This window comes from Methanobrevibacter cuticularis (assembly GCF_001639285.1).
In the GTDB taxonomy this organism is placed as follows: Archaea; Methanobacteriota; Methanobacteria; order Methanobacteriales; family Methanobacteriaceae; genus Methanobaculum; species Methanobaculum cuticulare.
In genome coordinates this window covers 88,955-102,431 of sequence record NZ_LWMW01000087.1, presented here as the reverse complement: position 1 = coordinate 102,431, position 13,477 = coordinate 88,955, and the positions used below count along the sequence as shown (strand labels likewise).

The following is a 13,477-nucleotide window of genomic DNA, read 5'->3' as shown; positions in this document are numbered from 1 at the left end:
CTCATAATTACCACTAAAACAAACTATACCCCCCCCCCCCCAATTATAAATAAATATATGAAACTGTTCTTATCTTAAAAAATGAACTAGAATAGAAATAAAATAAGAAAACTAAAATTAAAAAATATAAATAATAATGAAAAATGATAAAAGCATGCAAAAAGCAGAATAAAAATAAACAACAAAATTAAAAAATGATAATTAAATGATTATCCATAAAAAAAAAGAAAATGAAAAAAAATCCAAATTACTCATTAGCTATTTAGCTTTAAGAGAATTATTTTTCTCATTACTTTCCTTCACAACATTTTTAATATCCACTTTAAAGACTTTTTGCTTATTTTTATACTTTTTAGCTATCAAAACTTTAACTTTCAAGTATTTTCCAGCTTTAATAAAACCCACTTTAACAGTTTTTACCTTCTTCTTACCAACATAAACACCAAGATAAGATTTACCCGCTGCAGCCTTACCAATATTTTTAATATAAACATACCTATAATTACCACTCTTTTTGATTTTAGATATTTTAAGATCTGGTTTTTTAGTTGAAGAAGGAATATTACTCCATTCAGCAGGAGTTATTGTTACTTTAGTTTTATAAACTTTAGCTCCAAACCATAAACCTATTGCATTATATTTATTACCCACTATATTATTTTTGAAAGTAACTGAATTAAGTCTAAGAATACCCTTAAAACTACAAATAGCTCCACCGTCAAGTTTTGCTCGATTACTATTGAAAGTAGAACCACTTATAGTAAGATTCCCATCATTAAAAATAGCTCCTCCACCGTCAAGTTTTGCTCGATTACTATTGAAAGTAGAACCACTTATACTGAGATTCCCATCATTAGAAATAGCTCCACCAGATTCAAATGCTTGATTACTACTAAAAGTACAACCACTTATATTAAGATTCCCACCATTAGAAATAGCTCCACCATCCCATGACGTTTGATTACTACTAAAAGTACAACCACTTATATTAAGATTCCCACCATTAGAAATAGCTCCACCAGATTCAAATGCTTGATTACTACTAAAAGTACAACCACTTATATTAAGATTCCCACCATTAGAAATAGCTCCACCAGATTCAAATGCTTGGCTATAACCATTAATTATTGTTAAGTTAATTAATGTCAATGAACCAGACTCAATGGTAAAAATCCTATCTTTTTTCTGAGCATCAATAATAACTTTATCTTTAGATTTACCAACAATAGTTAAATCCTTATCAATGACAATTCCCCTATTATTCACACCAGAATAAACACCATTATCCAATGTTATCCTATCACCAGAAGCCATACCATCAATAGCTGTTTTCAAACCACCATCTGTAGTATTAGTTATTGTTTTATCAGCTGCACTAACACCACCAACCATACTAATAGTTAAAATAGCTATTACCCTGTTAACAATAAAAAGAATGTTTTCTTTTCATTTATTATATTAAACATTAAATACTCCCCTATCACTAAATAAATTAGTAAAAACTCTGTGTTCTTATCTTATTTCTGTAAAAATGATTTTTAAAGATATTATTCCCATAACCATATCTATAATAAATTCCGCAATTATTGTACTTGAGTTTATTTTTAGTTATTTTGTTATTATTGCTTCCAATTATGTAAATTCCGTTCCAATAATTACTACTTAAGACATTGCCTTTAATCACATTACTAAATCCTTTTTTTAGACATATCCCATCATTTGAATCATGTATATAGTTATTATAAATCCTATTTTTAGAGCCTAATATATATACACCATAATCCATAGACCTTGAACTTATTTTATTTCCTTTTAAATAGTTTTTTCCACCCTGAATAATTACATTGGTTATTGAATTCTTGTATAATTTATTTTTAGATCCTTTTATTAACACTTCACAATTAATAATACTGCGAGATAATTCATTATTATTGCCTTTTAAAACCATTGTTAAACTATAGGAATCTGATTTAAACCCCTTAACTTTAACATTGCTTCCTATAATAATCTTACTTCCCCTGTAGCCACCAAAATATACACTACCTTTAGATTTTAGAGTGATTCTTTTTTTAATATTTAAACGTAGATTATCATAGTCTCCTTTATGAAATATGACAGTATCACCATTTCTTAACTTTTGATTTCCAATTACTTCTCCCTTATTAAAGAAACTATTAATTTCATTAGTTGTGGAATTGGTAGTTATATCTATTGTTTTCGCATCAACACTTGTAACAAAATAAGATATTCCAATAGCTAACACTAATAAGAAAAATACAAATCCTATACTTTTAAAATTGATTTTTAAATACATTCAACTCACCAAAATATATATCGATAAATAATTTTTAGATAATTGTAATAAATCATGATTAGTCTAAATAAAAGATTTAATTAATCTTCTAAAGAATAGTTAAATGGCTAAATAGTTAAATAGTTAAATAGCTATTCTTTAAAATGAATAATAACTTCCCCATATGGGTCTGTAGTTGATTCCTTTTCAATAACCCTATTTCCCCTCATTATCGAAAGATTTAACTTTCCATCACTCCCATCAGACTTTTTAGCACCAACATTAATATAGGAGGACTGATTGAGATTAAATTCTTTATGTCCACTACTGCTTGTATCATCATGAGTAAAATCAGAACCATAACCCATAGTATATGAACCATTATAATCAACCACAATCTTGTAATCTTGGTAATAATATGCTGCATATCCAACTGTACTAGATAAAATAGCTATCATAGCTATTGAAAGCAAGATAATTGATTTATCACGTAAACATAGATTTTTATTTCTTATGAATATAGTAAGGAAAATACATATGAACAGGATAGAAATCAATAATATAAATTCAATTATATTAAATAAACTATTAATCAGATTATAAACAGTTACTAACGCCATGAGGATAGTAAATAAAGAAGATAATAGATTAATATATTTTCCAGATTTATCCAATACTCCCATACCAATTACTCCCAATATTTTAAAGATCGATCATTATATGATATTCTCTCCCCTAATGATTAATTTTTCATTCTTTAAAATTAATAATAACTTCTCCATATGGATCTGTAGTTGATTTCGTTTCAACTACTTTATCTCCTTTAAGGATTGAAAGAGTAAGCTGTTCATTACTTCCATCAGACTTTTTAGCACCAACATCAATATGAGATGTTTGACCTACATCAATCTGTTTTCGCCCACTAGTTGTAAAATCATCGTTAGTAAATTCAGTTCCATATCCAGAAGTATAAGGACCATCATAATCAATTACAATCTTATAATCTGATGGATAATTTTCTTTTGAATCAGTAGTATTAATTACCGAATTATTATTATTTCCTTCATCTGAACCACTAATTGGACCAGAAGGATTACTTTGTAAATCATTATTAACTAAAGTAAATCCAAAACAAATGCCTGAAACTAGCAATAAGGCTATTACAAGTCCAATACCCACTTTATTAATGTCCTTAGATTCATCTGAACTGTTCATGTAATGTATGAGAATTATAATTAAGGCACCAATAATAACCAACAAGATCAATGCATAAATATTCAAAACATCTTTAAGTAAACCCGTTACAAAGTTACCTAAATTAAGTATAGTCCCTAATACACCAGCACCAATTCCTAATTTAGTATAATCTCTTAAATCCATTTTCACACCTTCCACTATCACAAGGCTAATTATGCCCTTAAAATAAATCATGACTAATAATTAATTTTTATATAGTTATGCGTTTATTTAAAAGACCATATAAAGCTTTTGAAAGGCTATACGCTCATAATTGCCACTAAAACAAACTATACCCCCCCCCCCCACTTATAAATAAATATATAAAACTGTTTCTACCTTAAAGAATGAAATAAACTATGAAAATAATATGATTATAAAAGTGGAAAATAATCATGAATTCATTAAACAATATTGAAACCCCATAGATATAACTTATACAAAATAATATAGGATTAATTTCTTAAAATTCCCTAAAAAATTATCTAAAAAAATACTAAAACCTTACAGACAATATGGAAAGGTATTGAAAAAATTAAAAAATATTATTATTTTAAAATGATATTGTAGAAAAAGAAAAGGAAAATATAGAATAATATTCTTAATTATAATATTCTTAATTGATTATATAATTAAACCTCATGAAATCATTATTTTAAAAATTGACAAAGAAGTCAAATATATAAATAAAATGCTTTTTAATTAACCATTAAAATATATAAAGCTGTTTCTACCTTAAAAAATGAAATAGAGTAGAAATAAAATAAAAAAATTAAAATTCCTAGTAATAAAAATTAAAATTAAAATATTAAATGAAAATAACCTATAGTAAAGCTTTTAAATATACAAATTAAAAATTTGTAATAACTTTAAAAATACTTGCTAATAAAATATTAATAATCAAAGATTTTTAAATTATAAAAGTAAAAAAAATTTCATGAAAAATAAAAATTTCGTTTTTAAGCTTATAAAAATCAAATATTTTTAAAAATAAGAAATCTTTAAAGTAGAAGTATAATTTAAAGTTAAAAAATCTGAGAATATTGAAATCATTGATAAATTATTTAAATGATTAATATTTAAATAAAGTTGAAGAATGTCATAAATAATAGAAAAATGCTTTAAATCTTTAAATTGGAGGAATATTAAAAATGGATCAAACATTATTGATGCTTCCTGGACCGACAACGGTAGCTCCAAGAGTATTAAGAGCTATATCTAAAGATGTTGTTAACCATAGAAGTGCTATATTTGGTGAAATATATACAGAAACTACAGAATTAATGTCAGACGTGTTTAAAACTCAAAATAAATCTTATTTACTAACTGGTTCTGGTACTGCTGCTATGGAAGCATCTATAGCTAACATCATACGCCCTGGTGAAAAAGTATTGAATGTTGTTGGGGGTAAATTTGGTGAAAGGCTTAGAGATATAGTTAAAGCCCATGGCGGAGAAAGTGTGGAATTAGCTATTGAATGGGGAGATGCAGTAAAACCTCAAGAAATTAAAGAAGTCTTAGATGAAAATGAAGACATAAAAGCTGTAACTGTAGTTCACAATGAAACTTCAACAGGAGTAGCTGCACCAATTGATGAAATTGGTAAATTGCTACGGAACTATGATGCATTGTATGTTGCAGACACTGTATCATCTCTTGGGGGAGACCGTGTTGATGTTGACAAAGATGGAATTGATATCTGTTTCACTGGTTCACAAAAATGTTTAGCTGCTCCACCAGGAATGGCTGCTATTACTTTAAGTGATGATGCATGGAAAGTCATTGATTCCGTTGATTCTAATACATATTATCTTGATTTAAAGAAATACAGAAAGAGTGGAGCTGGAACTCCTCCAGAAACACCTTATACTCCTTCAGTCACGTTAATCTACGGATTATTTGAAGCATTACAAGTCATTAAAGAGGAAGGACTTGAAAAAAGAATAAATAGACATGAAACCGCAGCTGAAGCCACAAGAAATGCAGCTAAAGCTTTAGGATTAGAATTGTTCCCTAAAGAAGAAGTTTCCTCTGCAACTGTAACTGCAATTAAAATGCCTGAAGGTGTGACAGATAAACAACTTAGAGGAACCATGCGAAATGAATATAAAGTAGAATTAGCTGGTGGACAAGATCATTTAAAAGGAAACATCTTTAGAATTGGACACATGGGTAATATAACTTATAAAGAATTAGCTATTACATTCTCTGCATTAGGAATGACATTAAAGAAATTAGGTTTTGATATAGACATGGGTGCAGGAGTATCTGCAGTTAGTGAATCTTATATCTAAACTTTTTTTATTTATTTTATTCTTTTTATTTTTAAATTCAAATATTTATCTTATTTCTTTCCTCATTTTACTCTTAAATCCAAACACTTATCTCATTTTCCCCCATTTACTCTTAAACCCAAATACTTATCTCATTTTCCCCCATTTACTCTTAAATCCAAACACTTATCTTATTTCTTTTTTAAATTCAAATAAAGAAGAATGGTTTTTTAAGTCATAGCTGTTATAGATGTGCTTAGTGAAAGTGAATATCCTAGAAATTATTGGAAAGTGCTGAAAAAGCCTTTGAATGAAGGAAATAAACTGGTTACAAATTGTAACCGCTTAAAATTCTCATGCAAAAGATAAAAAAATGCAATTAACAGATGTAGCTGAGACTGATTGAATATTAAGAATAATTCAATCAATACCATAACCTAATATAGAACAATTAAAAATATGATTTGCAAAAATAGGTCCTAGAAGACTTAATGAAATAGCTGACCCACAACTAGCTATTGAAAGATCAATAAGCGACTACTATGAAAATGTTATTCTGAATAATGAATAACACAAAGATTAAAAACAATAGAATAAAAATAAAAAGCCAATTATAATTAATATAGCTAACTTAAGTCATACGCCAATTTACATTAAGTAGAATCTAATTAAAAAAAGATTAAAAGTGATATTTTAACTCCTCAAAGTTATAGCCTTTATTAGTTTGTGATATTGAGATTTTTTATTTTTTAGGCTATTGCCATTGAAGTTTCAATGTTAGGCATGTTTAAAATGTTATCTTCAACTAAATCAATTGGATTTAAAGAAGTAGGCTTGTTATGGATTATTACAAATAAGTTGACATTTAATTCAATTTTTTTTTCATGAATTGAAATATATAATGCTCCACTCAGTATATCATTTAGGTATTGTTTTTTTGTATTGAATTTTTTAGATGCATTTGATATTTCAATACCAATAGGGATAGATTTTTTGTCAAAGTCTATGCTTACTGAACTATCTAAAAATTCTGAGTATTCAAAGTCTTTATAATATTCGTCATCTAAAAAAGCAAATAGAATATCATTTTCATAATCATAATCTACTTCCATTACCTTTTTTTTCATTTTTCTTTTCCCTCTTTAATATTTTCAAAGCTGCCTTTTTTTATTGGATGTGCAGTTGGAAGATTTATAAATTTATCTTTTAGAACAATTATAATCTTAATAATGTAGTTAGTATTATAATCATAAAATAAAGCAAATTTTTTAGATTCTTGTTGCTCAATAAGAAGAGGTTCTTCTTCAGTTAAAAATTTAACAATTTCTTCATGAGAGATTTTTCTCTTTTTGATTTTATCATTATACTTATGATTTCGTCTTATATGTTCTTTCTTGAAGTTATTTAAATAATCAACTATAGTACTTTCATCAAATCGAGTAGTCATGTGATTTTCTCCAAGAATAACCTATTATAACATTATTAGTTATATGTTTAATTTTTTATATAAAACTTTTCATTATAATTCATTCTTTATGCTTGTGTGAATTATGAAAAATCATTCAACTAATAAATTTCAATTATCTTATTCCCTTTCAGCAATAGCTTCTTTGAAGAATTTAGGTACTAGTCGCCTATATAATGGACTTTTTTCTGCATAAAATTTCAAACGACTGTCAATTATATAAGTTTGGCAATAATCATCTTCAGCCCTCATTCCTCTGCCATATGCTTGTACTAAATTCATTATTGTTTGATATGGGTACCAATGTCTATCACTTTTTATCCTCATACTTACTTGTTTATCACTTGTACTTGGAAAAGGAAGCTTATAAATAATTTGAAATCTACATTTATCATAAGGAAGATTCACTCCTTCATTCATAGAAGGACTCAAAAGCACCAATGGCTTCTTACTTTTCTCAAATTTATTTAAAATTTCAAATCTATTGTCTGCATCATGAGTTATTAAACGAGAATTATTTAAATTTTTTATTAAATAATCTTTACATTTATAACTTACAGTGTGAATCAATCCTTTATCATTTTTGTGTTTATTTAGGATTTCTGATATAATATCTAATGTTTCTGGAGCATTTTTTTTTAATTTTCTATAAGTCATGTCAACAGTTTTATTTGATTCAATGGGTCGTTTTGAAACTGAAAATGGAGTTTCAACTTTTAAATGATAAACCTCTTTTTTATTAAGACCTAGCCACTCTGCAAATTTTTCATAATCTAAAATTGTCGCACTCATGAATAAACAAATATCTCCGTAATTTAAAAGATAATCTTTAGCATACTCATGAATTTTCAGTGGCTTAAAGAATATAGAATCTTTTTCATGAATCATTATCCAATTTTTAGGGTCTTTTTCAATATAATTTATGAATCTGTTAAATTTGTCAATTTCATCTTTTAATTTTCGTATTATTGCTTCAGTTTCATTATCTTTCTTTTTAGATATTTTTTTTATGAATTTTTTAGATTCTTTGTTATATCTTCTTTTTATATATTTTACAAAGCTTATCCATGAAACATATCCTTCTTTTTCCATATGTTTTATTTCATCATCAGCTATTTTTAATTTTATTTCGTTTTCTAAGTCTTCTTTTATTAATTCTAGCTCAACAAAGCCCATTATCTTTTTTTCAATGTTATGTGCTTCATCAAGGATTAATAGATTCCTTTTTGCAAAATCATGAGGATAATTAAATTCATACAATGCATAATCATAATTCATTATTACAAGATCTGAATTTATACCTTCTGCTTTTTGACTCCAATATTTGCAATGAACATCATCTTTCCAATAATAAGACTTGAAAGCATGTTCTAATCCATAAACATCAGCCGAATCGATGTTTGATAACCCATATTTACATTTAAAATCATATCTTTCAAGACAAGTTCCATTATTGCAACTTGATTTTTCTTGATATGAGTTAGAATATAATGATTTTTCCATGCACTTGAAATTATTCCTTCCTTTTATTACATGAAAATTATGGTCTTTAAAATCATTTAAATACTGTTCTTGAAGCTGTTTAGTCATGGTTAAAATAAATGTTGAGTTGTACATTTTTGCTAAGGTAGCAGCTATAACTGATTTCCCTGTTCCTGTTCCAGCTTCTAAAACAATATATTTATATCCTTTTTCTATAGCGTGATATATCTCTGAAATTATTTCCAATTGCCCTTTTCTTGGTTCAGTAAAAGGGAAATTTTCAATGATCTCATTTGGAATATTTTTATAGTTTGTTAAGCTATTAGTTTTATTATGGTTATATCCTATCTTATCAAATTCGTCCTTAGTTATATCTAAATTCAACCTTCATACCCCAAATAAGCATTTCATGTTAAAATGATTTAATATCTAAATATTATCCGTATATTATTTAAAAACCCTTAAATCGTCATATTATCCACAGATTTCTATTATGATTATTAATAGTATTAATATTATTGATAATATTGATAGTATTGATATTATTAATAGTATTTAGTAACCCCTCTATTTCAATGAAAATAATAGAAATAAGTTATAATAATAACATTTTAGTTATCATATTTTAGTGATGATACTTTAGTTATCATATTATTCAATTTAAGCTAAACTAATATTAACTGATTTTCATAGAGCACTTGAAAAATAATCTTTTATTATAAGTATATTAAAGTATAAAGCTAGAAAAATATTAAAAATATTAAAGATACTAAAAATACAAAAATATTAGAAATACTAACACTACAAAAATACTAAAATATCAATCAATGACCATTTTAAATATGTTTTAAAAAAATAGTAAATACTTTAAAAAATGTTTATAAATTAAAAAATAGAAACTAATTACTATAATTTCTATGGACAATGAAACAATTAAACTAATGATATTGAATTATGTAAAGAGCTGTGTGAATATTTATGATCTATAAAAGCCAAGCAGATGTGAAAATAATAAATATTTTTATTTCAACATTACCTAATACTAAAAATGAGCTATTAGAATTTATAAAAGCTATAATTGAATTAAATTCTAGAATTAAACCTGAAAAATTAGTTTTATTTAAAATAATTGGAAATAGCTATGCAAAAGATTTTATATCACAGCTGATATTAAAAGAAGAAAAATCTGAAAAGAAAATAAAAGAGCTTGAGAACTTAAGTCCCATATCCATCTCCGATGTACTTTTTGATAAATATGAAGCATGTGATTATCAATTTAAAGAAGGTTGCTTCAAAATAAAAGGTATTGAATATTCATTAATTGAAAATTATTCTAATATATACATATTAATTGCAAGAAAATCACTGCAAGATGATGAATATGATTTAATTAGAGAATTCAAAAGTTTTGATAAAGAAAAAGAGAAATCATTCTTCTATTTTTCAAATAGAGAAAATAGCTTATTTGAAAATTATAATCAAAATCCTCTAAAAACAGTGCATGGGTTTAAAAAATCTTTAAAATCAGAAGGATACAAATATACTAGCTATTATGATTCTGAGGAATTTTATAAACTTATTAAAAAACAGCTAACTGATATAATATATCAAGAAAAAAGAACTGCCAAGAGAACTAGATTATTCGATCATTACACTCCACTAATCAATGAAAATTTATCCTCAATTTTCGTGCTACTTACATCTATAGGTAAATATCTTTATAATTTTAAACCTAAAAAAATAGAACAAGATGCTATTTCTGAGCTATTTGAAGAAAATGAATACCCTCTAAAAGAATATGTTGAAGGTTTTGGAAAGAATTCCTTAGAAGATACTGCCATTTATCTTATAGAAGAAGGTTTCATACATTTAACAAATAAAGAGTGTAAATCAGCAGTTCATGACTTGACAGAATTATATCTTAGGAAAAAGGAAGCTGAAAAGATAATAAATGAAATTGAAGAGTATTTAAGTAATAATGCTTTTTTAGATAATAATGAATTAAAAAATGAAATGAACCAAAATAATTATTTAGATATTATTAAAAATGCTAATGAAAAATCAGAGGATGATAAATTAGAAGATAAACAGTCCAATGATGAAAAAGTTATATATGAAGAATTAAAGGATAAAAAATTAGAATATGGACAATCAGATGATGAAAAATTGGGATATAAAGAATTAGATGATTTTAAACTTTTTGAAGAATTCGATTATAAAAATTCTCTTAGAAGATTCTCATTTATTCTCTATATGAAGGATAATGAAAACTCAGAGATTCATAAAATAATAGAAAAAATGAAAAAAGAATTAAAAATGCCTTCAATAAATAGCTATTTTTTATATTTAACTTCTTTTTTCTTTGATTTAAATGAAAAATTAGAGTTGTTCACTGCGTATTACAGTGAATTAATAAATAAAAAGATAGTGGATGATTTTTACAATTCAGAATGGGAAGAAAAAGAAGAAGATATTGATAATCCTGATGAATTAAGTGAAGAATTAAAAGAAGATATTGATAATCCTGATGAATTAAGTGGAGAATTAAAAGAAGATGTAGTTAAAAATATAAATAAAGAAGAATCAGAATATGATGAATTTATAATATCTACAAGTGATTTTTTAGATGATTGGACTCAGTACTATAGTATGTTTAGAAAAGAGATTTTAAAACCTTTTGAAGTTAATATAAAACTTGCAATTTTGTTGAATTCACTCATAGAAGAAGAAAATGATAAAAAACTTTTGTTTAGATTTCGTCAACTAACTAAATACCTTACTTATGAGATCAATATATCTTTAGACAATCTAAATAGTTTAAAAGGAATGAACGATACCTTACAAGATCTTAAAAATAAAAAAATTGAAGATCAATACAATATCATAAGAAAATTTATAAATAAATGGAGAAAAAATATTTTAATAATCAGAAACGGCCTTGATTCATTATAATTAAAAATATGGATATAATAATAGAATTAAGAATTAAAAATTAGAAATATTAAAAATATATAATATGGATATAATAATAGAGTTAAGAATTAAAAACTAGAAATATTAAAAATATATATTTTAGATAATTTATTTATATAGTTATTATCTATTAGATATATTTTAGGTATCTATACTAAAATTATCATTTTCAAACTCAATCTCCATAACTATATTTAAATTATTAAAAATTGAATCTTTTCTAAAACAGTTTAAAAAACTATTAAAGGTGAACATTGCATCTTAACTATAAATAGCTAAGTTATTCATGAATTATAATAAACCTATCTTTTTTAAGGCTTGTTTGATATCTTCGATTATATCATCAGCATCTTCTATTCCTACACTAAGTCTGAAAAAGCCATTATGAAATTCTTCAAAATATAAATACTGTCTTTCATCATTTTCACCGATAAAAACTATTAAACTTTCATCATGTCCTAGTGAAACTGCAGATGTGATTAAATTTAGATTACTAACAAATTTATTATGTGTTTCGTGGTTGGTATTAAGACCAAATGAAAGAACGCCACCAAAGCCAGGCACCATTTGTGAATTAGCTATTTCATGATTTTTATGGCTTTTTAATCCAGGATATGAAACAAAACTAACAATTGGAAGACTTTCCAAAAATTTAGCAATTCTTAATGCATTTTCGTTATGTTGTTTCATCCTAAGTGGTAAAGTTACGCACCCTCTCATTATTAACCAAGCATTAAATGGACTAATTGCAGCACCAAGATTAACCTGTGATTGTTGACGAATAATGTCTAAATATTTCTTTTTACCTGTGATTGATCCTCCCATAGAATCTCCATGACCATTTATATATTTTGTGAGACTTTCAATCGAAAAATCTGCCCCTAATTCTAAAGGGCGTTGATTAAATGGAGAAGCTAATGTATTATCAACAGAGAGTAATGCATCATTTTCATGTGCTATTTTAGCTATTTCTCTTATGCTAGAAATAGAGAGAGTTGGATTTCCTGGAGTTTCAATGTGAATCAGTTTTGTATTGGGACGAATTGCATCTTTTACTGCTTTAGAATCAGAAGTATCTACGATTGTTGTTTGAACATTGAATTTTTTATTGAATAATTCATTGAGTAAACGATACGTTGCAATATATGTGACATTTGAAAATATTACATGATCACCACTTTCAAGAAGAGCAAAAAATAGACCAGATAGTGCTGCAACTCCACTTGCAAGAACTATACAGTCCTCACCATTTTCTAATGACTTAATTCGTTCCTGTAGATATTGTTGATTAGAACCACCATTTCTTGTGTAAAGATTTCCATCAGCACTACTCCAATTTAAATTACTTGGATCATAAGGCAATTCATAACTATTCCCCATAGTTATAGGACGTTTAATTGCTTTTGTTTCTTTATCTATCTTATTACCTACATGGATAGCTCTTGTTTGAAAACTAAGTTTTTCATAATTTTTCTCTATTTTTCCCATAATAACAACTTATAAGCTTTTTTAAATTAATTAGAGTATATTAATAAGAAATAATTAAATAAAAAATATAAATAGGAAATATAAATAGAAAATAATCTTTTTATATATTTTTTATATATTTTTTCTTAATCATTTTATCTATTATAATATAACAATAGTTATATTATGATAAGAACGTTATAAATTTTTTGAAAAAAATGATGAATATTATTAAAAACAATAAATCTAATTGAAAATAATAAATCTAATTGAAAATAATAAATCTAA

Annotated in this window: 10 protein-coding genes; 2 read left to right on the top strand and 8 right to left on the bottom strand. The window is 25.7% G+C overall.

Translation table 11 applies throughout. The features are described from left to right. Nucleotides 1-258 precede the first annotated feature (258 nt). The 4 genes from MBCUT_RS03340 to MBCUT_RS03325 form a co-directional block, all read right to left on the bottom strand. Entirely contained in the window at nucleotides 259-1,392 is a 1,134-nt protein-coding gene (locus MBCUT_RS03340; RefSeq protein WP_067258859.1) for a CARDB domain-containing protein, read from the bottom strand. A gap of 100 nt (nucleotides 1,393-1,492) precedes the next feature. Beyond that, entirely contained in the window at nucleotides 1,493-2,314 is an 822-nt protein-coding gene (locus MBCUT_RS03335; RefSeq protein ID WP_067258857.1) for a right-handed parallel beta-helix repeat-containing protein, read from the bottom strand. Nucleotides 2,315-2,445: 131 nt separating this feature from the next. Then, the gene (locus tag MBCUT_RS03330; protein WP_157082452.1) at nucleotides 2,446-2,976 is read right to left on the bottom strand and encodes a hypothetical protein; all 531 of its coding nucleotides are present in this window, start codon (nucleotides 2,974-2,976) and stop codon (nucleotides 2,446-2,448) included. Nucleotides 2,977-3,043: 67 nt separating this feature from the next. Next, the gene (locus MBCUT_RS03325; RefSeq protein ID WP_067258853.1) at nucleotides 3,044-3,673 is read right to left on the bottom strand and encodes a hypothetical protein; all 630 of its coding nucleotides are present in this window, start codon (nucleotides 3,671-3,673) and stop codon (nucleotides 3,044-3,046) included. A gap of 1,007 nt (nucleotides 3,674-4,680) precedes the next feature. Between MBCUT_RS03325 and MBCUT_RS03320 the strand changes: the two genes are divergently transcribed. Further along, entirely contained in the window at nucleotides 4,681-5,823 is a 1,143-nt protein-coding gene (locus MBCUT_RS03320; RefSeq protein ID WP_067258851.1) for a pyridoxal-phosphate-dependent aminotransferase family protein, read from the top strand. A 728-nt stretch (nucleotides 5,824-6,551) separates the two neighbouring features. On the opposite strand, the gene MBCUT_RS03315 is transcribed toward MBCUT_RS03320, so the two are convergent. From MBCUT_RS03315 to MBCUT_RS03305, 3 genes are all read right to left on the bottom strand, one after another. Further along, nucleotides 6,552-6,929: a DUF2283 domain-containing protein gene (locus tag MBCUT_RS03315; RefSeq protein WP_067258849.1), complete on the bottom strand. Its 378-nt coding sequence runs from the start codon at nucleotides 6,927-6,929 to the stop codon at nucleotides 6,552-6,554. Further along, nucleotides 6,926-7,249 carry a hypothetical protein gene (locus MBCUT_RS03310; RefSeq protein ID WP_067258847.1) on the bottom strand — a complete coding sequence of 108 codons (324 nt, stop codon included), beginning with the start codon at nucleotides 7,247-7,249 and terminating at the stop codon, nucleotides 6,926-6,928. Before MBCUT_RS03310 ends, MBCUT_RS03315 begins: the two co-directional genes overlap by 4 nt. A gap of 138 nt (nucleotides 7,250-7,387) precedes the next feature. Continuing rightward, nucleotides 7,388-9,133, bottom strand: a complete 1,746-nt coding sequence (locus MBCUT_RS03305; protein WP_067258845.1) for a helicase C-terminal domain-containing protein — start codon at nucleotides 9,131-9,133, stop codon at nucleotides 7,388-7,390. A 594-nt stretch (nucleotides 9,134-9,727) separates the two neighbouring features. Here MBCUT_RS03305 and MBCUT_RS03300 point away from each other — a divergent pair. Next, nucleotides 9,728-11,701 carry a hypothetical protein gene (locus tag MBCUT_RS03300; protein WP_067258843.1) on the top strand — a complete coding sequence of 658 codons (1,974 nt, stop codon included), beginning with the start codon at nucleotides 9,728-9,730 and terminating at the stop codon, nucleotides 11,699-11,701. Nucleotides 11,702-12,013: 312 nt separating this feature from the next. Here MBCUT_RS03300 and MBCUT_RS03295 read toward each other — a convergent pair whose 3' ends face one another. Further along, nucleotides 12,014-13,210 carry a trans-sulfuration enzyme family protein gene (locus MBCUT_RS03295; protein WP_067258841.1) on the bottom strand — a complete coding sequence of 399 codons (1,197 nt, stop codon included), beginning with the start codon at nucleotides 13,208-13,210 and terminating at the stop codon, nucleotides 12,014-12,016. Nucleotides 13,211-13,477 lie beyond the last annotated feature (267 nt).